This is a genomic window from bacterium, from assembly GCA_035419245.1.
Classification (GTDB): Bacteria; Zhuqueibacterota; Zhuqueibacteria; order Residuimicrobiales; family Residuimicrobiaceae; genus JAKPUX01.
In genome coordinates, this window is sequence record DAOLSP010000007.1 from 90,079 (window position 1) to 115,248 (window position 25,170).

15 protein-coding genes and 1 tRNA gene are annotated in these 25,170 nt (G+C 59.4%); 7 read left to right on the forward strand and 9 right to left on the reverse strand.

Going from position 1 to position 25,170, the window contains the following annotated elements:
- Window positions 1-252 precede the first annotated feature (252 nt).
- The 4 genes from PLH32_10705 to sprA all read right to left on the reverse strand — a co-directional run bounded on the left by PLH32_10705 (window position 253) and on the right by sprA (window position 11,761).
- On the reverse strand, window positions 253-3,495 hold the full coding sequence (locus PLH32_10705) for a FlgD immunoglobulin-like domain containing protein (GenBank protein ID HQJ65070.1): 3,243 nt from the start codon (window positions 3,493-3,495) through the stop codon (window positions 253-255).
- Window positions 3,496-3,727: 232 nt separating this feature from the next.
- Complete coding sequence (gene prmA / locus PLH32_10710) at window positions 3,728-4,582, reverse strand: 50S ribosomal protein L11 methyltransferase (GenBank protein HQJ65071.1); 855 nt, start codon at window positions 4,580-4,582, stop codon at window positions 3,728-3,730.
- A 49-nt stretch (window positions 4,583-4,631) separates the two neighbouring features.
- Window positions 4,632-5,540, reverse strand: a complete 909-nt coding sequence (locus tag PLH32_10715; protein ID HQJ65072.1) for a M28 family peptidase — start codon at window positions 5,538-5,540, stop codon at window positions 4,632-4,634.
- Between the two features lie 23 nt (window positions 5,541-5,563).
- Window positions 5,564-11,761, reverse strand: a complete 6,198-nt coding sequence (sprA, locus tag PLH32_10720; protein HQJ65073.1) for a cell surface protein SprA — start codon at window positions 11,759-11,761, stop codon at window positions 5,564-5,566.
- A gap of 335 nt (window positions 11,762-12,096) precedes the next feature.
- On the opposite strand from sprA, the gene PLH32_10725 reads away from it, so the two are divergent.
- Together PLH32_10725 and PLH32_10730 are read left to right on the forward strand one after the other, a co-directional pair.
- Entirely contained in the window at window positions 12,097-13,509 is a 1,413-nt protein-coding gene (locus PLH32_10725; protein HQJ65074.1) for an LptF/LptG family permease, read from the forward strand.
- 25 nt (window positions 13,510-13,534) lie between these two features.
- Window positions 13,535-14,611: an LptF/LptG family permease gene (locus tag PLH32_10730; GenBank protein HQJ65075.1), complete on the forward strand. Its 1,077-nt coding sequence runs from the start codon at window positions 13,535-13,537 to the stop codon at window positions 14,609-14,611.
- A gap of 16 nt (window positions 14,612-14,627) precedes the next feature.
- Here PLH32_10730 and PLH32_10735 read toward each other — a convergent pair whose 3' ends face one another.
- From PLH32_10735 to PLH32_10745, 3 genes are all read right to left on the reverse strand, one after another.
- Window positions 14,628-15,299: a hypothetical protein gene (locus PLH32_10735; protein HQJ65076.1), complete on the reverse strand. Its 672-nt coding sequence runs from the start codon at window positions 15,297-15,299 to the stop codon at window positions 14,628-14,630.
- A 97-nt stretch (window positions 15,300-15,396) separates the two neighbouring features.
- Window positions 15,397-16,560, reverse strand: a complete 1,164-nt coding sequence (mutY, locus tag PLH32_10740; GenBank protein ID HQJ65077.1) for an A/G-specific adenine glycosylase — start codon at window positions 16,558-16,560, stop codon at window positions 15,397-15,399.
- Window positions 16,557-17,114, reverse strand: a complete 558-nt coding sequence (locus tag PLH32_10745) for a nitroreductase family protein (protein ID HQJ65078.1) — start codon at window positions 17,112-17,114, stop codon at window positions 16,557-16,559. Before PLH32_10745 ends, mutY begins: the two co-directional genes overlap by 4 nt.
- A gap of 118 nt (window positions 17,115-17,232) precedes the next feature.
- Between PLH32_10745 and PLH32_10750 the strand changes: the two genes are divergently transcribed.
- Both PLH32_10750 and PLH32_10755 read left to right on the forward strand, forming a co-directional pair.
- A tRNA-Lys gene (locus PLH32_10750) sits at window positions 17,233-17,305 on the forward strand.
- 64 nt (window positions 17,306-17,369) lie between these two features.
- Window positions 17,370-18,275, forward strand: coding sequence for a glycosyltransferase (locus PLH32_10755; protein HQJ65079.1), 906 nt, complete (start codon window positions 17,370-17,372; stop codon window positions 18,273-18,275).
- On the opposite strand, the gene PLH32_10760 is transcribed toward PLH32_10755, so the two are convergent.
- Complete coding sequence (locus PLH32_10760; GenBank protein HQJ65080.1) at window positions 18,260-20,002, reverse strand: NAD+ synthase; 1,743 nt, start codon at window positions 20,000-20,002, stop codon at window positions 18,260-18,262. The two genes, PLH32_10755 and PLH32_10760, sit on opposite strands and share 16 nt — an antisense overlap.
- A 169-nt stretch (window positions 20,003-20,171) precedes the next feature.
- Here PLH32_10760 and rfbB point away from each other — a divergent pair, with 169 nt between their 5' ends.
- From rfbB to PLH32_10775, 3 genes are read left to right on the forward strand one after another with little or no spacing between them, the layout of a single operon-like run.
- Entirely contained in the window at window positions 20,172-21,179 is a 1,008-nt protein-coding gene (gene rfbB / locus PLH32_10765; GenBank protein ID HQJ65081.1) for a dTDP-glucose 4,6-dehydratase, read from the forward strand.
- Between the two features lie 20 nt (window positions 21,180-21,199).
- Entirely contained in the window at window positions 21,200-22,288 is a 1,089-nt protein-coding gene (gene wecB / locus PLH32_10770) for a UDP-N-acetylglucosamine 2-epimerase (non-hydrolyzing) (protein HQJ65082.1), read from the forward strand.
- 15 nt (window positions 22,289-22,303) lie between these two features.
- Window positions 22,304-24,019, forward strand: coding sequence for an SLBB domain-containing protein (locus PLH32_10775; GenBank protein ID HQJ65083.1), 1,716 nt, complete (start codon window positions 22,304-22,306; stop codon window positions 24,017-24,019).
- Window positions 24,020-24,117: 98 nt separating this feature from the next.
- Here the strand turns inward: PLH32_10775 and PLH32_10780 are convergent, their stop codons facing one another.
- Window positions 24,118-25,068, reverse strand: coding sequence for a bifunctional methionine sulfoxide reductase B/A protein (locus tag PLH32_10780; protein ID HQJ65084.1), 951 nt, complete (start codon window positions 25,066-25,068; stop codon window positions 24,118-24,120).
- Between the last annotated feature and the right edge of the window lie 102 nt (window positions 25,069-25,170).

Sequence of the window (25,170 nt, forward strand, 5' to 3'; positions counted from 1 at the left end):
GGAGAAAACAGGATGACCGGTTGCAGGACCGGCTGGCGGGGCTAAAATGCGTCGACTGAGAAGCGCGCCCACTCAACGGGCTGGTGGGAGATTCCGGCCAGGTGCGTGATTCCGGATGAGGACGAGATCGTGGATGGGGACGAGATCCAGGGTGGGGACGAGATGCCGCGCGGTTACGAGATCCCGGGCGGGGCGAGCTCCCGCGCACTCGCTCCCACCCGGTAACCGGGTGGGAGCGAGCTGGGGGAATTTCTACTTGAGCATCACCATCTTGATGGTACGATGGGTCGCTCCGGTTCTGAAACGGGCGAAGTAGAGGCCCGATGGGGCCATCTCGCCGCGATCGCTGCGGCCATCCCACTGCAGCCCGTGCTGGCCGGCCTGCAAAATTCCATCCTGCAGCACCCGCACCTGCCGCCCGATCCCGTCGTAGATGACCACCTCCACCTTGCCCGAGACTGGGAGGTCGAAGGTCAGGGTCGTCGAGGGATTGAAGGGATTGGGATAATTTGGATGGACTGCGAAGCGCTCCGGCAGCGCGGCCGGTTTGATCTCCACATTGACCATCACGTCCTCGAGAGAGCCCTCAATCAGTTTGAACTCGATGCCCGAACTGGTCGATCCATCGGCCACTGTGACCGGCATCGCTGCGGCCGGTATCGTTTCCGCAAGCGGCATGGGCAGGTAGATGGGTAACAGGGCATTGTCATAGCCACTAGGCACGCCATAGGCGAGCAGCTGTAAGGCAAAGGCGTTGACATCGAACACGAGCTTGGCCGGCGCCGCAGTATACCATTGATCCGCATAAACCGCCATCCGCAAATCGAAAAGACGGGTCAGATCGCCCAGACCGCTGCCGAAAAGCAGGCCCATGTAATCGATCTCCGAACCGTCGCCGGGCGCCAGGGTATTGTAGAATCCGAGCAGCTGGTCAGCCAATCCAAGGATGGAGCTGATCGCATAAGTGCGCAAATAATAGGCACCGGGCCGCAGGCCAGAGATGGTGAACTGGCCCGTCTGGCTGATGATGGCTCCTGTTGCGAGATCCATGTCGCTCATGCTCAATCCTACCGGGTGGCCGGTCGCATCATAGGCGATCACCATGGCCCGCGACAGCGGCAGCGTGGTGTCGAAATCGCGCAGATTCCCGGCGATGGCGCCGCTTCCCTTTTCGAGCGTGATATCGCACTGCACGGTCTCGCCATAGCCGATGGTCACCGAGCCGCCCGCGGCGGCGAAGGTGCCGCCTCCGCCATACCAGGTTGCGGCATAGGGGGCGACGGCCGGCAGGGCCAGGATCTTGTAGGTGCCGGGCAGGAGATGGTCAACGCGATAGCCGCCATTGAACTGGACAAAATCCATGCTCGCCAGTTGGCCGCTTGCCGCCTCATAGACAATCACCGGAAATCCGTCCAGGATATCCGCTCCGGCACGAATCGTTCCGCCTCCCTCCTGCGGCAGATCGATATACCCCTGAATCGTCCCGCCGCGCTCCACCTTGAAATCGATGCCGTTCACATCCGAGCTGCCGACTGTGACCACCGCCGCGTTGTTGAAATCGCGCGCCCCGCCGTACATCTCGCTGAGGTAGTTGTTGAATCCGGAAAAGGGCGCCAGGGCCAAGATTTTATACCGACCGGAAGGCAGCGGGCCGAGCCGGTAGTGTCCGGCGCTGTCCATCTGATTATTGTGAATCAACATGCCAAGAGAGAGGTAGGGCAGCGCAGAGGAGTCCTGCAGGGCGAAAAGGCGATAAAAACTCTTGCCGACATCCGTGCCCGAATCCGACACCCGGCCGCGGATCCATTTCCCCTTTTCGAGGACAAAATTGATATTTTTGGTCTCCCGCGGCGCGACCACCTCCACCGGTGTCGCTGTGCCCGGGCTGAAGAGATTGGCCGATCCGCCATACCAAGCATCAACCACCTCGCCGGCGTGGGCGCCTGAGGTGATCTTGATCAGGTCGAGGAGGTTCTGATTGATCAGGGTGTCCGATAAGGTGCGCACGACATAGCGGCCGCTTGGCAGGCCAGCGATCCGATAAGCACCAGCGGCATCCGCCTGACCGATGAAGAGATGCAGGTTGCTCAACCAGGGCTTGAGCTCCAGATCCATCAGGGTGGCGTCGATCGCCAGGACCCAGACGCCATTAAGGCTCTTGCCCTCCGATGACTTGATAGTGCCGGAAAGCTGACCGCCCGGTTCGAGGACGAAATCCTCGAGAACCAGATCCTCACCCTCATGCAGGACGATCTTTTTCGCCTCCCCCGGGGTGTTTGCGCCCGAGTAGTATTGCCCGAGGTAATTAACCCCGCCAATCATATTGCCAAGCTGGTCATCAAGGTAGAGGATATACTCTCCGGCCGGCACGCTCGAGAAGGTATAGGAACCGAGCAAGCCGAATGTGAAATCGACCAGCGAAGAGTCGCGGGCATCGAAGAGAAAAGCGGTGGCGATGCTGATCAGTTGGGCGGTGTCACTCCAGCGGTAGGTACCGGAAATGGTGCCGGGTTTGCTCCCCGGCGGATAGGGGGCCAGAGAAAAGTTCACTTCGCTCAGCTGGGCATCATACGCGGAGATGGTGACCGTCTCACCCACCTCCCAGGTGGCGTGGTTGGGGTACCAGGTCTGCATGTCGCCGCTCTCGGCTGCTTCCACGGAGAGCTTGAATTCGCCCACAAGGGGGACATGAATGCTGTACCAGCCGTCATCGGTGGATTTTTCCACCGAATAGAGGGGCGTGGGTGATCCCTTGGCCGTGAAAATAAAGGAGAGGGTCAGGCCCTGCACCGGAGAACCGTCATCCCGGGAGACGGTACCGGTGATCTCGGCGCCGCTGCGCAGATCGAAATCGATCGCCGCTGTGATCTGCCCATCGATCACCTTGACTTTCTCCGCCTGGCGCCAGGTATCACGCGCATCGAGGCGCAGGATCTGATCGTTATAGATCTCGTCGACGTAGGCGTCGCTCGCCGTCAGCACATAATAGTCGCCGGCGGGCAGGTCGCGGATGGTATACGTTCCTTCATTGCCATCAATGCTGGCATCGCCGCGATAATAGCCATAGAGATCAAAGGCGACCACACTGACGGGATATTCGGGGATCTCCCCCTCGAGGGTCACCTTGCCGGAAATCCCGGTGGTTGCGGCAACGTCCGAGCTTTTGGCCAATGCAGCCGGACGGCGGTTCGGTCGGGTGGAGGCTCGCCAGGCTTGCATGAATTTCGGAATCAGGATTTCCGGCTGCTTCACCGCCTGCATACGCGTCATCATCTGATGCTGAACAACCGCTTCCTTCAGACCGCGTTCCATGACCCGGGCGAAAGCGCCCTCGGCCCTGGCCATCGCCGTTCCCGCGGCCTGAACTTCCTGCAGCGTCTGCGCCGTTCTCAGAGCCAGAGCGGCTTCCTGCGGTTTTTCCGCCGCCTGGATCAGCGTGATGGCGCAGCCCAGCAGCAGAGTTGCGGCGAAAATCATTCGTAACCTTGTTTTCATCTTGTCATTCCTTCATTAATGATCCCATCCATCGTCCTGTTCCGGACGTACTGCTATAACACGACAAACAAGCCTTTCCATTTCCCGGAGATAGAAAAGGGGCGGGAGATAATCGGCATCTGCGCGGTTGAATGGCCTTAATGTAACGCCACCAACCCCGTAAAAAAGTTGCGCCAGATCACGTTTTTCGTTTTGAAGGGAAAGAAAAAAAAGATGAGGGACCCGCGGCCGGTCAGCGCGCCAGGCACCCGAGCCACTCTTCATCGTATTGCATCTCGATGCAGGCAAAATGGTGCGTGGTGAGGGCATCGCGGAAAAACGTTTCTTCCTCGCGCAGGATCCCGGAAAAGATGAAATCCGTCCCGGAGGAGAAACGCTGCCGCAGTACCGGCAGCATCCCGACGATGACGTTGCGCTGGATGTTGGCGAGGACGAGATCGAAGGGCAGCGGCGGCAGATCGGCGAGTTCGCCGGCGAAAATCTCCAGGCCGGTGTGCACGCCGTTGGCGGCGGCGTTGCGCCGGGCGGTCTCGGCGGCCACGGGATCGACATCGAAGGCGACGATGGCGCCGGCGCCCAGCCTAGCCGCGGCGATGGCCAGAATCCCAGTACCGGTGCCGATATCGAGTACGCGCGCCCCCGGCTGCAGATGATGATCCAGCATTCGCAGGCAAAGCCGGGTGGTCGCATGGGTGCCGGTGCCAAAGGCCATCTCTGGATCGATCGCGATCAGGCAGGGATAGGGCCGCGCCGGCGGTGCCTCCCAGGTCGGCTTGATATAGATCCTGGCGCTGATCTTAAAACCGGTGTAGCCCTTCTTCCATTCAGCATTCCAGTCGCGATTCTCGATCTCCTCGCTGAAGACCGCCTCGGGTTGGACGGGATGCCCCATGGACTGCAGTGCCGCCACAAAATTGCGAATGGGGGAGAGCACCTCATGCCGCACCCCCTTAAAGGAAGCGGTCAGACTGCCGTTGTTCTCCACCACGCCTGTGGCGTCGAGATCAAAGAGAAAGCTGGCAAGAGCCTCGCTGCACTCCGGCGTGCAGGGCACGGTAACGGCAAGATAGATCTCCCAGTTGGGCATGGCAGGATTCCTTTCGGGCCGGGGCCGAGATGGCGCACCGGTGGTTGACTCATTCTGAATAAAGCACCTGCAGCAGGACCCATCCCACCTTCTCGAGCGAGGCCGGACTACATTTATCGGGGGTATCGGCCAGGGTATGCCAATAGGGATAGTCAAAGTCGATGAGATCGATGCAAGGGATGCCACGCTCGAGCAGCGGCAGATGATCATCGTAAACCGCATAGCCGGGCCGGGCGACAAATTCGGTCACCCCGCTCCTCCCCGCGGCTTCCCAGACCTTGTCGACGACCGGGCGGGCATAATGAAGCGAATACTGCTCCTGATAAATCGTGAGATCGGCATCGCCAATCATGTCCAGCAGGATGCCGAAACGCGGGTGAAACGAAGGCACCACAGCGCGTGCAAAATACTGCGCCCCCTTCGCATAGCTGCGCTCATCGCCTGCCATCCCCTGGTCCTCGGCGTCGAACAGGACGATATCAACCCCAACGCGAGGCGGCTTTTGTTTGAGCAGCCGGGCGATCTCAAGCAGCACAGCGACGCCCGAAGCGCCGTCATTGGCGCCGAGGATGGGCTTGTTGTGGTTCTTGGGATCCGGATCCTGATCGGCCCAGGGGCGGCTGTCCCAGTGCGCGCATAAAAGAATACGTTCGCCCTTCTGCGGTTGAAAATTGGCGATGATGTTGCTGGCCTGGGCGGACTGGCGCGGTGAGCCAAAGGTATGAATGAAATCCTGGGTTGCCAGCTGATCAGCATAGCCGCGCAGGGTAGTCACCAGCCAGTTGCGACAGCGCTGATGAGCCAGGCTCCCCGGCACCCGCGGTCCGAACTCGCATTGTTGCTTGAGCTGGGCGAATGCGCGGGCGCTGTCAAAGAGGGGCGGCTCCTGCGCGCTGCAGGAGAGGGTCACTCCGAGGCTGAGAAGGCCCATCACCACCGGAAGCCTGTATCGAAGCATTTGCGCTCCTCTCTCCACGCCCGCTAACGGCCGCGGATGGAAATATTGACATTGATGCCGAATTCATAATAGGACGTATCGCCGATCAGCTTGTTGTGGGTCTTGCCCAGTTCGAGAAACGCCCCGCCATTGACGCGTTCGGAGAAACTGTACTGCAGATCGGGCTTGAAGAGCCACTTACTGGTTTCGGCGGTGATTTCATAATCCCCACGGGCGCGGCTCTTGCGCGTGGTATTGCTGCTCGAGGAGATCGTGACCTGTAGGTTGACGCTGTTCTTGAGCCGCATGTTCTTGAAGGGCCAGACCGGGATCGGGATGCGGAAGTTACTCTGCTTGCGGTATTGCGCTGAGACCGAAAGATCCTTCAGGTTGGTCCTGGTCCCGCCGACACTATAGCCCGACGACAGCGAGGTGTTCTCCGACTGGGTATAGCGCACGGACATGGTCATACCGTTCTTGAAGCTCAAACTCATGCCTGCCAGCGGCGAGAATTTGGCGCTGCGGTCTTCTTTGGTGATGACCTCCTTTCCATTCTCGAAATTATAGGTCTGATCGAACTGGCCGGAGTAGCCGTGATCGAGGCTGACGGTCTGAATGTACTTTTTAATCAAAGGCAGTTTTTCGAGTCCGCTGATCCGCAAGGACCACTGCGGGAAGGGCATGTCGAGCTTGTCGCCATAAACCAGCCGGCTGTGGGAGCGCTGTCCGGTGGTGGTGGTGCTGCGATTGAGCGAGGTGGTATTGTCGTAGTTCAGGGTGACCTTGATATTGCGCGAAATGCCGAATCCTGAGGAGATATGCATATTGTCGTTAGTGCTCGAAGAGTTGCGGTTGACGCTGCTGCTCGATGTGCCGGTGGAGGCTTCCATCGGCACTCCCAGACTGTCCTGCAAGCCGAGCATGAACCGCATCCCCGGCATGCGGGTGATGCCATAGGTGGTCAGGTTCTCGCGCTTGTTGAGGGTCACGCTGAAGGGCTCAAAAAAGCCGAAAAAGTGGCCGAAGAGGCCCATCACCGAGAATCCGGAGCCGCCCTCCTTGGGGGGTTTCTTTTCTTTTTCTTTATCCTTCTTCTCGCCCTGGCCGGCGTTCTGATCCTTCCCCGGAACCGGACGCCGCGTCTGCGGCGCTGTCGGCCGGCGGCCGCCGGCCATGGCCCCGTTCTTGGGCTTGTAGATCGAATTCCAGAGGTTTTCCAGATCGATCGAGCCGTTCAAGCCCAGGGTTTTCGAGAGTTGGGCGTTGCGCGCCTGCAACTTTTGCTGGCGGTTGAAGCCGTAGCGGAATCCAGCGCTGTAGGAAAAATTGTTGGTCAGCCAGTTGAAGAGCTTGGGATTGTAGCCGATCTTGAAATTCTGGTTCATGCTGGTCAGGTAACCGAGCTCGCCCCGTTTCCACATCATCCGCAGTGAGTCGGCCGAAATGCCATAGAGGTCGTTGGCGTAGGTCCGGTTCAGATCGAAGGAGAGGGATTCGAAGATCTTCATCGATCCGCCGATCGACGAGTTCACTGCATAGGAGCCGGTATTGGTTTCGACGCCGGTGCGGGTGAGCGAGAGGCTTTTGGTCTTGGTGCCGGAGATGCGGCTGTTGAAATTCTGCGGGGTGAAAAAGAGCTTCATATCCGCCAGCTTGATCAGCCATTTAGCATCCCCGAGCCATTTGAACGGCCGGAAATAATTATTGGGGCTGAAGGAGACATCCCAGCTGAGGTCGGCGTTCTGCGTGCGATTGGAGGTCGATGCCATCGTCGAGTTGCTGCCCTGGTCGCGGGACTCGCTGTAGCTGGTGCGCAGGCGGTTGAGGAGGTTTTTAACAAAAAAGTTCTTGGAGCGCGAGTTGACGCCAAGGCTGACGCTGTAGCCCTGGCGCTGGCTCACCGTTCGGATGGCCTCCAGGATCGAGTCGGGCAGAGTGTCGGTCACCTCGACATCGGTGCCCGGCTTGTATTTGGGGGTCGATTCGCTGCGGCTGTAGTTGTAGCTGACCGGAATCGAAAGTCCAAGGCGGGCGGGGAGAAATTTATCCACCTGCATGCTGGTGCTGAAGCTGCCGCTGATGCTGTTATTGCCCTCGCCGTACTGTGTGGCGACGTTATGGAAATCGGCGTCCTGTTTTTCCAGCTCCCCGTTGAAATTGACCAGCCCGGCCCAGTTCATTTCGAGACGGGCGCGGTAGGCCATCCCCTTGTCCTTTTTGACGTTGGAGAGACGAAGCTCATTCATGTAAACCTGGCCGGTGAAGGGGTGAACCGGATCGAGGTTGCGCACACCGGCGGTCAAGACCTTGATATTGGTCAGGGCCGGTATACCCTTGATAAACCAGCTCTTGCCACCACCGACGTCCAGATAGTAGCCCTTGCGGTTGGCGGTCGAATCATAGTGCTCGGCGATCAGTTTGATCGCGGAGAGATCGACCAGGTTGACCTCGACGTTGTTGCGCGTATCCCAGCCGTCAAAGACCGGCTGGCGCACCTCATAATAGTTGTTGGCGTCTGCGCCGAAACGCAGAAAGAATTCCACCTTGGAAGAGTCCTCACGGATATGGATCCCGCCGGGATCATAGCCGTAGGTGAACATCTTGAGCGTATTGTAGTGGATGTAATCCTGTTTCTCGTAGAGCACCTTCTGGATGACGCCGGTTTCGCCAGGCTGGAGGTTGTTGACATTCATGACCAGCGACTGTTCGCGCGCGATGACCCCGGTAATCCGGTCCTGTTCCCCGGTCACGCCTGGAGGTGCGATGTAGTCAGGGTTGTCGTGGGTATTGACCACGGAGATCGTCACCACTGTATCGGCGGCCGAATTATAGGTCTCGGGATCAAGCGCCGACGCGGTACCCAACTCCTTCCACTCGCTGCCGACCAGGTCAAGCTCGGCGATCCAGATGTAATGCGGCGTGGCTTGCTTGAATCCGTCCACCCAGAGGCGAATGAATTCGATGCGGGTGATGTCGGGATTGCCCACCTTGGTCAGGGTCGGCGAGGGGGCATCCAGCGGAATGCGGTAGAGGCGCCAGCCGTTGTCCTGGCCGGTCTCCTTGTTGATCGAGGCGCCGGCGATCCACATCGTGTCGGGACTGTCGCGCTCGAGGGAGAAAGAGTAGGAAAAATATTCATTATTGACATCCAGCGCCAGATTGGAATTCATATCCTCCGAATCCGGGGTGCCGCCGCCGTAATCGTTGCGGTTTCCTTCGGTGCCGTTGATCTTGTCATAATTGCTGCTGCCGGCGGAATAGGACCAGTCATCATTGCTGTAGGGCTCGCCGAAATCGCGCACCCCGTTGCCATTCACATCCCAAAAATCACCGCCTGCGGCGATGGCGCGCGGATCAGAGTTGGACATGCCGTCGACGCCTATGTCTTCGCCATCATCGAGGAGGTTATTGCGGAAGCCGTTGCGCATCTTGTCTTCCGAATCGTATTTGCCGTTGGGAATGTAATCCTCGGAAATCTGGCCCATATCGATATGCATTGTGCCACTGTTCGCCTTGACCCAGACCTCGATGAACTTGGATTCGCTCTGATCGTAGTAGCCGCTCGAAAGGCCCTTCTGCAAACCGCCCCAGGACTGACGGGTGTCCGCCAGGCTGTCGGCCGGGTGGAACTCCATGATCAGCACACTGACGGTCTGGGCGACATTGGCATTGATGTCGCGGTTCGGCCAAATCTCCTTGATCGAGACCTGTCCATAAGGCTCGTACCATTTCAGATCGCCGCGGGCCTCGAGGGTGGGATAGAGCTGGCGCGGATCGACCTTGCCCACGGGCGGCGAGGCGGGCCGCCAGCTCTTGCGGCTGATCCCCAGACCCGTGTTGCGCTTGGCCGCCTCGAAATCGTCGATATACGCCACCCCGTCGTGATCCCCCGTATTATCATTGTTGCGCGTATTCGGATTCGGAATAACCTGCGCCACCTCGCCCTCAAATTTGATATTGGTGGCATCGCGGGTATCGACGAAGGGAAGGATATTGGCAAAACGGGTCATGAAATAGGGTTTGAAGGTCATCGCTGTGTTGACATCCCAGACCAGGTTGCGCATCGGCCCCTTGCCCACCCGCACCTTCTGGTCCAGTGTGCTCTCGTTGAGATAGAGCATGGTAGCGCCGATGAAACTGTCGTCCCATAGGTCATAGGAAGCCCGCGCCCCCATCACCGTCTTTTTGTCGATCTGGAAGATCTGGTTGCTCTCGTAGCTGATCTCGACGTTGGCCGAGGGCTGCAGCGCCTCCTGGTTGAGCATCTTGAGGCTGCCGGTGAAGTATTCGATGATATAGTCGGTGCCGCGCGTTAGCCGGCGACCGTTGAGGATGACTTCCTCCGAGTTCTCGATGACGTTCATACCCAGGGAATACTCGGCGCTGCGGGTCTTGGACTTGACCTCGAAGTAAAATTTGCTCTGACCGTTGATCACCTGCTGCACCGTGGTATCATAGATCGCAGGCGAGCGTTTTTCCGGCGGCAATTTCGCCTGAAATTCGGCCTCCTTCGGGTCGAAAGGCCGCAGGCTGGGCAGCCACAGTTCTCCTTGACCGAGCCGGAGGATGTTGTCGTTGCGGTCAATGATATTGTCCGGAGTGGGATCGCCGTTGCTGTTGACCCGGTCGAGACCGAAAACCTGCAGATAGGTCATCGTCTTGCCGTTGACTGTGATGGTCTCCTGCGGGTCGCCTGAGGCCGGTTTGAAGAGAATGCGCAGCTGGAAACCATCCTCTGACATGTTCCTTGGGCCGATCATATAGACATTACGCCAGGCCAGGTTCCAGGTCTTGTTGCTCGGCCGCGGACTCATCGGCTTGAGCAGCCGCAGCTGCACCACCTTGTCCTTGTCCGGATTGAAATCGATGCTGCCGCGGGTGTAGCCGGAGGTGTCGCGAAAGGCCACAGCCAGCACCTCGGAATCGTCGAGCGGCTGGTTCATACGCAGATACCCCAGCTCCGGATCGAAATAGTACTCGGTCTTTTCCTGCCGGATAAAGGGACCGCGGTAATTCTCCGAGCTCTGGTAGCTGGTGTCGCCCTGGGTAATGACCAGCTTGCTGGAATCGCCCGGGGCAGGCACCCAGGCCCAGCCGTTGATGACCGATTCGCCGCTGGTGCGGTTATAATCGTAACGGGATTTGTAGACTTCGATGCGGGTGATACGGCGGGCGGGATCGACGAGAAACTCGCCGTTGGAGCCGCGTACCGGGAACTGCTTGCGGTAGTACTCATCGATGAAGTAGTAATAGCCTTCAAGATAGTCGTAATCCTGAATCTCCTTGACCCCTTCGGAGGCGCCACCCTTGAGCGAGAGCTGCTTCTTCTCGCCCTTTTCCTGGCTGGCAATGGCGGTCAGGGAGAGATTTCCCAAGCGCATGGCGGTCTTGACGCCAAAAAGACCGGCGCTCTGGCCGCCGAAGGTGACATAGCGCGTCCCCGGCAAAGAGAGGGCGATATTGCCGGCTTCGATGCTCTGGATGATCTCATCCTCGTAACCGGTGTATTTGAGCTGGAGGCTATTCTCGAAGTCGAAGGTGCGGTCGGAATCCTGGTCGACGCCGATGGTCACCTTGTCGCCGATATGTCCCTGCACCTTGAAGCGCTGGGTCTGCTCCATCTTGAAATTGGTATCATTGGCCTGGTTCAGCGTGGTCTTGACCTCGCTGCGTTTCTCATGGCGCAGGCCGCCCTTGATGCTGATATCGCCAGTCACATCGAGGCCCACCGTGCCGCCGCCGAAGATCTTTTGGAAAGCCTTGCTCTTGATCTCGACCGGGATGTCGATGCGCAGGGCGCCGCTGCCCCCGCCGGCCGCACTTTCGCCCAACCGGGCAAGTGTATTGCGCTGCCACATGCGCGCCAGACTGTATTCCTGGCGCATCGCGGCATACCGGTTCAGGGGCAAATACTGCGGCAACGCGACGGGGATCTTGTCGTAATTTTCATAAAAATTGATATTATGGCCGGTGCTATCCACCTTGATTTCGCGGCGGATGCCGGGCACGGACCGTTTCAAGGGCGGCGAGGTGAATCCTTGCAGGCTCAAACCGCGGAAAGGCTGTTCCTCGGTGATGGAAACCAGCGGGGAAACGGGCGCAGGAGGGCGCAGTCCGATGTAGGGTTTGGGCTGCGGTTCAACTGCCCATACCTGTCCCATCAGACTGACGATAATGACCATCGAAAGCACCACCGCAGGCAGCAGCGTGACGTTCGATGCATGGAATCGACGTTTGGCCATGCGCTCGTAGAATAAGAGAGAAAATCGGCCGAATCCGGCTCTTTTTAGGTGTTACGTCGGTAGCGAACGCTCGATAACACAACCCTCCTAACTTTTTTGTTAACAAGTTGTTCCCGTATAAACGGGATATGCCTGCGGTGATTTATCAACTAGAAATGTACAACTATTCTCGTTCAATATCAATAAAAAATACCCGGCCCCGGGTAAAAAGTTCCTGAATTTTCTGGCATGTCTCGTTTTTTTTTAATACTTTATCTAAATCCATCCTTGCAATGGAACTGTTATTCTTGCAAAATATGTACCATGGATCTTCCGAGGCTCGCTGAGATTGCATCATGTTCGTGCTCTGGCGCTACATCATCAAGGAACACATCGGACCTTTCGTCTTCGCCATCTGCGTGATCACGCTGGTCTTCATTCTGAACCTGGTCTTCCGCGAGCTGCCGCGCATTCTCAGCCGCGGCCTGGAATTCAGCTTGATCCTCGAGTTCTTTATGCTTAACATGGCCTGGATCGTCGCCCTCGCGGTGCCTATGGCCGTGCTGGTTGCCGCCCTGATGGCCTTCGGCCGTCTCTCCGGTGACAACGAAATCGTCGCCATGAAAGCCAACGGCGTCAGTGTGCTGCGCATGATTTTCCCGGTGCTGCTCTGCGCGGCGGGCCTCGCTCTTTTCCTGGTCTGGTTCAACAATTCCGTCCTGCCCGACTTTAACCACCGCGCCCGCCTGCTCGCCTCCGACATCGCGCGCAAACGCCCAACCCTTTCCCTTGAAGCCGGGGTGCTCTACCGCGACCTGCCGAACTATACCCTGCTCGTGCAGAACATCGTCGAGACCCCGGATACCGCCTATGTGGATTCAGTCTATATCGATGACAACTCTAATCCCAACTCGAGCACCTTCATCACCGCCGATCGCGGCAAGATCTACCTCAACCGCCGCAATGGCCAGCTGAGCCTCATCCTCTTTGATGGGGTCATGTACAAGCTTAATCTGGAGGAGATGGAGCAGTATCAGCAGCTGCGTTTCCCAAAACAGGTCATTTCGATCAGCGTTCCGGATATGGTGATGGAACGCAGCGATTCGGAGTACCGCGGCGACCGCGAAAAGAGCGCCGCCATGATGCGCGAGGAGGTCGGTCAGAATCGCAAGGAGATCGCTGCCGCGGTCGCGCGGATGCAGGCCAAGACTGAAGGCTATTTTTCCCGTTATCTGCCTGACCTGGAGCTGGACCCCGTTGGCAGCAAGGGCCGGGAGCGTCCGATCACCTTGCCGCTGCAGCTCGCCCCCCTGCTGGCTGAAAATCAGCGTCTCCGGCAGGAGCTGAGCGCCGACAACAATTTTATCGATGGTCTGGACCGCAAGAACTACCAGCTGCTGGTGGAGATCCATAAAAAATACTCGATCCCGGTCGCCTGCCTGGTCTTCGTCCTGATCGGCGCCCCGCTGGGGATGATGGCCCGCCGCGGCTCGATGACGATGGCCGCCGGTTTAAGCTTTGGCTTTTTCCTGCTCTACTGGGCCTCGCTGATTGGTGGCGAAGAACTCGCCGACAACCAGATCATCTCGCCCTTCGTGGCCATGTGGCTGGCCGACCTGCTGGTCGGCGCTGTGGGCCTTTACCTGCTCCTCTCTGCAGTGCGCGAATCGACGCTCTTCAATCCCGCGGCGGTACGGACCTTCTTCGAACGCTTCCGGCGTAAATCCCGGCGCGGCCTGCGCGCATCGGCCGCAGAAGACGCGTACTAGTCTACCATCAGGAGCCGCTGCCGCAATGAATCTTCTCGATCGTTACCTGCTGCGCAAGTTTATCGGAGTGCTTGTCTTTGCCCTCTTCGCGTTCATCTGCATCTTTATCATCGTCGACGGCATCGAAAAACTCGACACCTTTCTCGACAAGCAGGTACCGTACAGCATCATCTTCAAGCTCTACCTCTACTATACCCCCTATATCATCACTTTGACCCTGCCGGTGGCGATGCTCCTCTCCAGCCTCTTCAGCGTCGGGACCATGGCCAAACAAAACGAGATCGTCGCCCAGATCGCTTCAGGCCGCTCCCTCTATCGCATCCTCACGCCGGTCTTCCTCCTGGCTTTGATCATCAGCCTCGGCGCGATCTGGTTCGGCGAAGCTGTAGTACCACGTGCCAGCGCCAGCCGCGCCCAGCTCATCGACCAGTACGTGGAAAAACAGCGGGAGATTTGGCGCAAACGGGTGAACAATGTCTATGCCCGCGATGATCAGGAGCGGCGCATCAACATGCGCTGGTTCGATACCGTCAGCAACACCGGGCACATGATCAACATCCGCCGTTTTGCGGGTCTGGAACTCGAACTCCATATCTATGCCAGCCGGATGGAATGGCAGGACAGCACGTGGGTTTTGTTCGAGGGGGTGGAACGTCTTTTTACACAGGGAGCCGAACAGGTCCGCACCTTCGATAAGATGGTGCTGGAGGGGGAGAACCTGCGGCCCGCCGATTTCGCCAAGATTCTAAAGAAGCCGGAGGAGATGTCCTATCGCGAGCTGAGCAGTTTTATCGTCGAGGTGGAGCGCAATGGCGGTGATCCGAACCACTGGCTGGTCGATCTCTACCACAAGATCGCCATCCCCTTCGCCAATTTCATAATTGTCCTCTTCGGCGCCCCGCTCTCCTCCCCCAAGCGGCGCAGCGGCACCGCCACCGGGTTCGGCATCAGTCTGGCGGTATGCTTTATCTATTTCGGCATTGTCAAGACCGCGCAATCGATGGGCCAGAACGGCCTGCTCTCTCCGCTGATCGCGGCCTGGTCGGCCAATCTCATTTTCTTCGTCGCCGGGATCTGGGTGCTGCTCAAGGCGCCGAAATAGGCCAGCGTGGTTGCGCTCATCCTTCGCCAATACCCGCCAGGCCGCTGATGAAAGCACCGACACGAATACTGCGCACTCCGAGAGCCTGAAGGTGGACGGTTGCGGCATCCGCGAAAGTCCAGACCGGCTTGCCCCACTGCCGCACCCTGCTGCAGAGTTCTTCGGTGCGGCTCCCCGGTGCGGCATAGGCGATGAAAACCAGATCGGCGGCGGCGGCCATACAGAGATTGCGCGTGAATGCTGTTTCGCGGGTAATGCGTGACTCCTCAATGCCGAAATTGAGCAGGAGGTAGCGATTCTGGGCCAGCAGCGAGCGCTCTGCCGGGCTCAACCGCCGGTTTTTCAGGGAGCGTGCCGGGCAGTGAATCATCGGCGTAGCGCTGCGGTGCAGCAGGGTGAACCACTCCTTCTCAACCGGCGAATGGAATCCGCACATCACCGTCACCAGGTTCTGTCGTAGGCCGTTGACCAGATCGAAGGATTTACTGAGGATACTCCCCGGGCAGCGCACGGAAGAAAAGAGCACCAGTTTGCAGCTTTGCAGCAGCGCGATCTCCCCTGTCATCTCCAGCCAGGCCGGGGCTTCACGAGCCAGCGCTTGATACAGACCCGGAAGCAGTTCCCGGCTTCCCTGGCCCGCAATTTTAACCACCTCCACCCGCCCATCGTCCGCTCTCTGTCGAACCATTTGCTTCTCCCCTTTGATGCCTCCAAGCAGATGGCGCTCCCCAGGCTATCCAGGTTGCGGCTGATTAAATATAAAACAATTTGCGGTGCGCGGCAAATCAAATCGCCGGTGGCCCGGCGTTTTTTGTCAGCAGCGCCTCAATGACTCGGCCGTTGGCCCGCGGGAAGGCAAAATCCCGCAGTTGCTCCAGAGTAATCCAGCGCCAGTCGCTGCATGCCCTGCAGGCCGGCTCGCCACTGAGCCAGAGACTCTGAAACACGTGCAAGGTGATGGAGAAGTGGGTATAGGCGTGCTCCACGCTCATGAATTTCGCCACCACCCGGATCGAGAGCCCCACCTCTTCGGCGGTTTCACGCACCGCGGTCTCCTCGAGACTTTCCCCCGGCGCCTGCTTGCCCCCGGGAAACTCCCACAATCCCCCGAGCAGCCCTTCTTCACGCCGCCGGGCGATCAGCAGTTCCCGGCCGCGCCAGATCAAGGCCGCTGCAATCTGGTGATGGGGTTTGGCTCTGGACGGACGCCTGACGGGATAGCGTTCCGGATCGCCTTCGCGCTGCGCAGCGCAGCACTCCGCGACCGGACACGCCGCGCAGGCGGGCGAGCGCGGCGTGCAGATCAGCGCCCCAAGTTCCATCATCGCCTCATTGAAATCACCCGGATGTCCTGGATCGAAAAAATCGGCCGCCAGGGCCGCGATTTTTTGCCGGCCCGCCGCCGACCGGGCCTCCTCGGGGAGGGCGGCCAGCCGCGCGATCACCCGGGCGACATTGCCATCGACCACCACCTCTGGCCGACCGAAAGCGATGCTGAGGATCGCCGCCGCCGTATAGACGCCGACGCCCGGCAGGGCGCGCACAGCCTCAGGCTCCTGCGGAAAAACGCCGCTGTGTTCGCCCATGATCCGGCCGGCTGCGCGATGGAGATTACGCGCCCGGGCATAATAGCCCATCCCCTCCCAGGCCTTGAGCACCTCATCCAGGGGCGCAACGGCGAGGGCCGCCACGTCCGGGAAGCGCACCAAAAATCGCTCAAAATAGGGCATCACCTGCTTGACCTGGGTTTGCTGCAGCATGATCTCCGAGATCCACACCCGGTAGGGATCGCGGTTTTCGCGCCAGGGAAGACGCCGCGCCGAAGAGCCGAACCAGGCGAGCAGCGCAGCCCGGCACCGCTGCAGCCAAGCTGCATCCGGCCAATCCGGCCCTGCCGTGCTGGCGCCAGCGTCAGCGCGCGCCCTGGTGCGCGCGGTTCGGCCGCTCATGCGGAGCGCCCGATCGCATTGAACCAGCAAATCTCTGCAGCCAGACGCCGTTTTTTCTCCGGCGTGTTGGTATGCGCGGAATAGCCCACGGCAAAGATCGCCACTGGCCGCAGCCGGCGCGGCACGCCGAGTGCCCGGCGCAATCCATCCGGGCTGAACCAGCCGATCCAGCAGGTGCCTAGGCCAAGCTCCGCCGCCTGCAGACAGAAATGCTCGCCCGCTATCCCGGTATCGATGAGATAATAGGGGATGCCGGTCATCCCTTTGCCAAGGCGGTTGGCCAGAATATCGAGCTCGGCAAACAGGACTACCAGCACCGGGGCCTTTTCGGCCCAGCGCGTCGCCCGGTAGAGGCCTGTGAACGCCCCCGCCGCCAGTTGTGCCTTGACCGCCGGATCATCGACGATCAGAAAGCGCCAGGGCTGGACGTTCTCCGCCGAGGGCGCCAGCCGCGCCGCCTCGACACACTGCTGCAACACTGCACGCTCCACCGGCTGCTCCGTGAAACGGCGTACGCTCCGCCGAGCCCGGATGAGTTCCATCAGCGTCTGCACCCGGTATCCCTCCCTGGCCTTACTCCCGAAATCACCATAAAATATCCCACCTGCCTCATTTTTTTCCTTGATAAAAAGCGAAATAAGTGATAAATTATGGCCTGCAATCGCGGTAATAGCACCCATAGCTCAACTGGCAGAGCAACTGACTCTTAATCAGTAGGTTCAAGGTTCGATTCCTTGTGGGTGCACTCGACTTGAGGGTATTCTGCCGAATACCCTCTTTTTTTGTAACCCCAATCCAGCAGGTTAAGGATGTCCGGAGAAAATCAGCCCCTGGTCTCGGTGATCATCGCCTCCTACAAGCAGCAGCACTACATTTTCGATGCCCTCGCTTCGGTGTTTGACCAGGAATGCCAGTTTCCCTTTGAAGTCATCGTCGTCGATTCGAGCGGAGATGATACCGCCACCCTGGTGCAGGAACGCTTCCCGAAGACCCGCGTCCTCGCGCTGCCGCAGCGCGCCTTCCCCGGCAGCGCCCGCAACGCCGGCCTCGAGATCGCTCGCGGCCAGTTCTTCGCCTTCACCGACACCGACTGCGTGGTCGACCGCCGCTGGCTGCACTTCCTGGTCGCCGCCCATCACCAGGGCTACCCCGTTGTCGGCGGCCTGGTGCGCAACGGCACCCCGTACAGTCTCTTCGGCACCCTCGATTACCTGCTGGAATGCAGCGACCTGATGACTCCTCATGCCAGCACCGACAAGGACCATTTCGGCACCGGCAACGTCTCCTTCTCCCGCGGGATCTATGACGAATTCGGCCCCTTCGCCAGCCAGATCAAGGGGAGCGACAATATGTACTTTCGCAAGATCCATGGCGCCGGCCTGACACTCTACTGGGAACCGAAGGCGGTCATCTGGCATCGCAACCGCACCCGGCTGCGCAAGATCCTGCGCAACCAGTACGAACTCGGCATCGGCGCAGCGCAAAATCGCCGTAAGAATCCACTGCGGGGCCGGATTTTCATCCGCTATCCCCTGCTCCTGCCCTTGATGCCCCTGGTGCGCACCGGCCTGATCGGAGAGCGCTTGCTGCGCTACAGTCCCCTCAATTTCCTCAAGTTTCTGCTCCTGCTGCCTCTGGTGTTGCTCTGCCTGATATGGTACACCGTTGGTTTCTGGCGCGGCTGCCGCTCGCCTCTCGATCAGACTCCACGGTAGCGGTTGGTGATGGGCATGCGCCGGTCCTTGCCGAAAGCACGCGGCGTGATCTTGATGCCCGGCGCTGCCTGGCGGCGTTTGTATTCCGCCAGATCGACCAACCGCGCCACCTTGCGCACCGTCGCCGCATCAAAGCCCTGGGCGATGATCTCCGCGGCGCCCATCTCCTTTTCCACATACATCTCGAGAACGGCATCGAGGAGGTCATAAGGCGGCAGACTTTGCTGATCGGTTTGATTGGGCCGCAGCTCAGCGGAGGGGGCCTTGTCAATGATCGCCCGCGGGATCAGATCGCGGCCCGCCAGCTTGTTGCGATACTCCGACAAGGCATAGACCATCGTCTTGTAGACATCCTTGAGGGGAGAAAAACCTCCGGCCATATCGCCATAGATCGTGCAATAACCGACACTCACCTCGCTCTTGTTGCCGGTCACCAGGACCATCCAGCCGAATTTATTCGAAAGGGCCATCAGCAGATTGCCACGGATGCGCGCCTGCAAATTCTCCTCGGTGAGGTCGGGCGATTTGCCGGCGAAGGTCGTTTTGAGGGTCTCGAGGTAGGACTGGAAGGTCGGCGCAACCGGCAGAGTGAGCAGATCGATCCCGAGGTTCCTCGCCAGTTCCTCCGAATCGGTAACGCTGCCGCCCGAGGAATACTGCGAGGGCATGGTGACCGCCACGACCCGGTCCGGGCCGAGGGCGTCCGCGGCCAGAACCGCCACGAGGGCGGAATCGATGCCGCCGCTCAGGCCCAGAGTCACCTTGTCGAAACCATTCTTGCGGGTATAGTCGCGGATGCCCAGCAAGAGCGCCTGATAGATCTCTTCGACCTCATTTTTGACCGGGGCGATGTTGCGCGGTGCGGTCCGAAGCTCCGGTTTGCTGCCGGGATTCCACTCGAGCGGGAGGAGCAGAGCGGTCGCGAGACCGGTGATGGGCGCCGCACCCAGCCGGGTGCGGGCGCGTCGCAGCTCAGCGAACTCGCGTACCGGCCAGTCGATGAAAAGGAAATCCTCCTGGAAGCCGCCGCCCGCGGCGAGGAGCCGGCCGTCTGCGGCCACGACCAGGCTGCGGCCGTCGAAGACCAGCTCATCCTGACCGCCGACCAGATTGACGTAGGCGACGATGCTGCCGCAGCGGCGCGCCCGTGCCTGCATCAGCGCCAGCCGCTCCTCCCCCTTGTTGCTGTAAAAGGGTGAGGCGGAGATATTGAGCAGGAGGTCAGCGCCAGCCTCCAGGGCTTCGGCCTCCACAACGCTCTCCTCGATCCAGATATCCTCGCAAATGCTCAGGCCGATACGCAGCGTGCCGAGATCGAGGACCAGGGGCTGCCGCCCGGCCTCGAAATAACGTTCCTCGTCGAAGACGCTGTAGTTGGGCAGGTTCACCTTGTGGTAGACGCCAAGGATCCCGCCGCGATGAAGCACAGCGGCGGCATTGAAGAGCCGCCCCTGCACTTCATCGACAACACCGACGACGCTCAGGCATTCGCCGCTTTCGGCGGCGAGGATCTGCAACTGCTCGCGCTGATCGGCGATGAACTGGCGGCGCAGCAGCAAATCCTCTGGCGGATAGCCGGTCAGCGCCAGCTCGGGAAAGGCGACAAGATCGCAGCCGGCCCGTGCCGCCTCGGCCATTTTTTCGGCAATCTGGCGGCCATTACCCTGCAGATCTCCGACCACCGGATTGATCTGCGCCAGTGCCAAGCGGAAGAGCGATTCAGCCATGCGCAAGCTTCCTTTTTCCGCAAAGGTTTCCGCCTTGCGGTACTATGTTACATCCCTGTCGCGGCTGCATGGAAAATAATGGATTGACTTTTACCAGCCGGGTTTGTACATTGAAAAATTAGGAAAAAAATATCAAATCAGCAACCCTCTTTATCGGACAGGTACCTGCATGACACGTTATCTCGTCACCGGCGGCGCCGGTTTCATCGGCAGCAATTTCGTTCACTATCTCCTCGCCAAATACGGGCCGGAGGTGGAGATCATCAACATCGACAAACTGACCTACGCGGGCAACCTTGACAATCTCAAGGACATCGCCCAGACCCCCAACCACCGCTTCGTCCACGGCGATATCTGTGATGCCCGGCTGGTGGAGGAGCTGATGCCGCAGGCCGATGTCGTCGTCAATTTCGCAGCGGAGAGCCACGTCGACCGCTCCATCGGCGCCCCCGACGACTTTATCAAGACCGACATCTACGGCGCCTTTGTCCTGCTCGAGGCGGCGCGCAAGTCCGGCGTCCGGAAATTCATCCAGATCAGCACCGACGAGGTCTATGGCAGCATTCTCTCCGGCTCCTTCAGGGAGACCGACCGGCTCGAGCCCTCGAGCCCCTACTCCGCCTCCAAGGCAGGCGCCGACCGCCTCGCCTTTTCCTATTTTGTCACTTATGGCCTGCCAGTGGTGATCACCCGCTGTTCCAACAACTACGGCCCCTATCAATACCCGGAAAAGCTCATCCCCCTCTTCGTCACCAACGCCCTGGAGGATAAAAACCTGCCGATCTACGGGGACGGCCTGAACGTCCGCGACTGGATCTACGTGATGGACCACTGCGACGCCATCGATTTTCTCATCAATAATGGTGAAAACGGTCAAGTCTACAACGTCGGCTCCGGCAACGAGCGCACCAATCTCGATATCACCGACATCATTCTGCGTGAACTGGGCAAACCGGAGAGTCTGAAGACCTATGTCGCCGACCGCCTCGGTCACGACCGCCGCTATTCAGTCGATACCGCCCGGATCCGCAGCCTGGGCTGGCAGCCGAAATATACCTTCGAGGAGGCAATGGTCCATACCATCCAGTGGTACAAAACCAATCCCTGGTGGTGGAGCAAGCTCAAGACCGGCGAATACCTCGCCTTCTACAGACAAAATTACAAGCGCGATCTCTAAGCCGGGGGCCCTCTCCTTTCATGCGGACCATTCTCAACGTTGTCGGCGCCCGGCCAAATTTCATAAAGATGGCCCCGATTCACCGCCGCATGCTGGAACACGGCGGGGTGCACCCGATTCTGGTGCATACCGGCCAGCATTATGACGCCAAAATGTCGCACGCCTTTTTCACCGAGTTGGGCATGCCCGAACCCGACCAGTTCCTCGGGGTCGGATCCGGCAGCCATGCCGAACAAACCGGCGCGGTGATGATCGCCCTGGAAAAGCTGCTGCTGGAGATCAAACCCGATGCCCTGGTCGTGGTCGGTGATGTAAATTCCACCCTGGCAGCGGCCCTTACCGCTGCCAAACTACACGTACCGATCGCCCATGTCGAAGCGGGGCTGCGCAGCGGCGACCGCACCATGCCCGAGGAGATCAACCGCATCCTCACCGACGCCATCGCCAGTTGGCTCTTCATCACCGAGCAAAGCGGCTGGGATCATCTGCGCGCAGAGGGGGTGCCGGCGCAGCGGATGCACTTTGTCGGCAACGTCATGATCGACTCACTGAGCGAGCATCTCGAAAAGTCCCGCCGCTACCCCATCCTGGAGGAACTGCAGGTTGCGCCGGGTAAATATGCGCTGCTGACGCTGCATCGCCCCTCGAACGTTGACAACCCACTCCTCCTCGGCACCATCATCACCGCCCTGGAGGAACTGCAGAAGGATCTTCGCATCGTTTTTCCGGTCCATCCACGGACCGAAAAAATGATCGCCCGCTTTGGCCTTGATCCGCGCCTGCGGGCTATGAAAAACCTAATCCGGGTTGAACCCCTCGGCTATCTCGCCTTTCTGCGGCTGATGAGCGCGGCGGCTTATGTGCTCACCGATTCCGGTGGCATCCAGGAAGAGACCACCTGGCTCAATGTGCCCTGCCTGACCCTTCGCGAAAGCACGGAGCGGCCGATCACGGTGACGCTCGGCAGTAACCGCCTTGTCCCGCTGGAGGCCAGGGCAATCCTCGAGCACGCGGCGCTCGCGCGCTCCGGCCGGCTGGTGCGCAAAAGCGTCCCGCCACTGTGGGACGGCCGCGCCAGTGAGCGCATCGTCGATATTCTGCTTTCATGATCTGATGGAGTGGGTATGAAAAAATGGTTGATCTTTGGTATCATTGCCTTGCTGCAGAACGCCCAGGCCCAGGATGCACTGCAGAATATGCTGGGCAACTCCCTGCGCGAGAGAATGCAGAAGACCACCTCGCCGGTCCTGGCGCCGGCTGTTGCCCTCGAAAAGGAGATTGATGCGGCTGAATACTACGTCGGCCCCGGGGACCAGTTTCTCATCCTCGTCGGCGGCACGGGCAATGATAATCTCGAGGCGGTGGTTTCGCCGGAAGGTGACCTGATCCTTCCTGCCATCGGGGCCATCCCGGTGGCGAACCGGTCACTTCGCGACGCTAAAAGCGCAATCCTCGAACGCCTGGCCACCAAGTATACCAGCCGGGGCATCACCGTCCATTTAACCATGCCGCGCAGCTTCAAGGTTTCCGTCGCCGGCGCCGTCCAGAATCCCGGCTTGGTCGAGGTGACCGGCGCCAGCCGGGCCGCAGAAGCCATCGATCTCGCCGGAGGCCTGATCCAGCCCCTTAAGGTGCAGTCCAAGACCGAACAGGTCATGATCCAGACGCCAGCGACCCAGGAAAGTTCAGTACGAACCTCGAGGATGAATCCTGTGATCCAGATCGAGTATACCGCCGGCTCCAAACGCAACATCAGCATCCGGCGCCGGAATGGCGAACTGGTCCATGTCGATCTGCAAAAATACACCCTCACCGGCGATCTTGGCGTCAATCCCTGCCTTCGCGACGGTGATGTCATCATCGTTCCCAACGAGGAGAGCACTGCCGGACGGATCTCCATCTTCGGCGCCCTCAAAAGCCCCGATGCCTTCGAATTCGCGCCCGGCGACCGCGTCTGCGACCTCATCGATATGGCGCACGGTTTCACCACCGATGCCGATTCGAGCGCCATCGAGCTGGTACGCTTCCGCGGTGCAGGATCGAGCACCTTCAAGGAGGTTCTCAGTTTGCCGCCGGACGACCCGGCCGCGCGTGCCCAAACCCTGAACTATCCCCTCCAGCCCGACGACCGACTCTATGTCCGGTTTCAACCCAAATTCCATGAGACCCGTAATGTCGAGGTGACCGGTGAGGTCTATTATCCCGGCATCTATGCCATCAGCGATGGAGAGACCCATCTGACCGATCTGATCCAGCGCGCCGGCGGCCTGACCAAGGAGGCCTCCCTCAAGAACGCCTTCATCCAGCGCCGTGCCCAGGAGGATCTAGCCGATCCCGAATTCGAGCGCCTTAAAAAGATGACTGTTGCAGAGATGACCGAAAACGAAAAGACCTATTTCAAGATCAAATCACGCGAGCGCGTGGGCGGCATGGGTGTCGATTTTTCCGCCCTCTTTGAGAGGGGCGACAAATCGCAGGACGTCCTCCTGCGCGATCGCGATCTCATCAATATCCCTGCCAAGGAGCAGACCGTCAAGGTTTCAGGACAGGTGGTCAATCCCGGACTCTATCCCTATCAGCCGGGGAAAACCCTCAAACACTATCTCAACGAAGCGGGAGGGTTTAACTGGAACGCTCGTAAAAGCAGGGTGCGCATCATCCGCAGCCAGACCGGGGAATGGACCAAGCCCAAGGATGATACCATCGTCGAAATCGGCGACACCGTCTTCGTCCCAGAAAAGCCGGAGCGCGACTACTGGGAACAGGCGCGCAGCCTGATCACCGTCATCGCCCAGATGGCGATGATCTATTCGGTCATCTACAACGCGCAGCGGAATTGATCGCGGGGGGCTCCTCCCGAGCAGATCGGAAAAGCGAACGGCGGACAGGATTGGACCTGTCCGCCGTTTTTTATTCCCTGAACGCCGGGGATGCGGGATCAGAAGCGCGGCGTATAAAAGTGGCAGTAGGGGGTCGTGCCCTTGTGAGCGTAATAGTCCTGATGGTAGCCTTCGGCCGGCCAAAAGGTCGCAGCCGGTTTGACCTCCGTGACCACCTTGTAGCCTTTCTCCTTGAGGAGGCCGATCAGCTTTTCGGCCGTCGCCTTCTCGGCCGGGTTGGAATAAAAGATCACCGAATGATACTGCTGGCCAAGATCCGGTCCCTGGCCGTCCGCCTGGGTGGGATCATGGATCTCGAAAAAAAGCCGCGCCAAAGTATCATAGCGGGTTTGCGCTGGATCGTAGCTCACCTCGACGGTCTCGTAATGGCCGGTGGTGCCGCTGCAGACCTGCTGGTAGGTGGGATGGTCGACGTGGCCGCCCATAAAGCCTGATACCGCCGATTTCACGCCCTTGGCTTGTTCGAAATAGTACTCCACGCCCCAGAAGCAGCCACCGGCAAACCAGGCTTTCGCCAGCGATCCGGCCGGCAGGCTCCGCTCCCCGATGATGGGCTCAGGCAGCTTCTCTCCCGCCGGCACGAAGGTCATCGAAAGGGAGTTGACGCAGTGACGGGTGTTTTTCTCCGTAAAGCCCTCACCGGTGAAGACATGACCTAGATGAGCGCCGCAGTTGGCGCAGACGATCTCGGTCCTCCGGCCGTCCTTATCGGGGATGCGCTTGACCGCATCCGCGATCTCGTCGTCAAAGCTCGGCCAACCGCAGCCGGAATGAAATTTGTCTGTGGAGCGGTAGAGTGGAGCGTTGCAGCGTTTGCACAGATAGGTGCCTTCGGCTTCAAGATCCGTGTAGGAGCCGGTGAAAGGGCGCTCGGTCCCCTTGTGCAAAATAATCCGCTCCTCTTCTGGTGTCAATTTATTGTATTTCATATACTTAATTTCTCCGGTTTGCGCCTGGCAGGCGCTGATGGCAAGCCCGCCCGCCAGCATTATGATCAGAATTCTCTGTGAAACCATAAAGTATCTCCCGCCTGTCCTGAAAAGTGTATACTCATAACGTCAGAATAGCAAACGGCTATTCCCACCGGATTG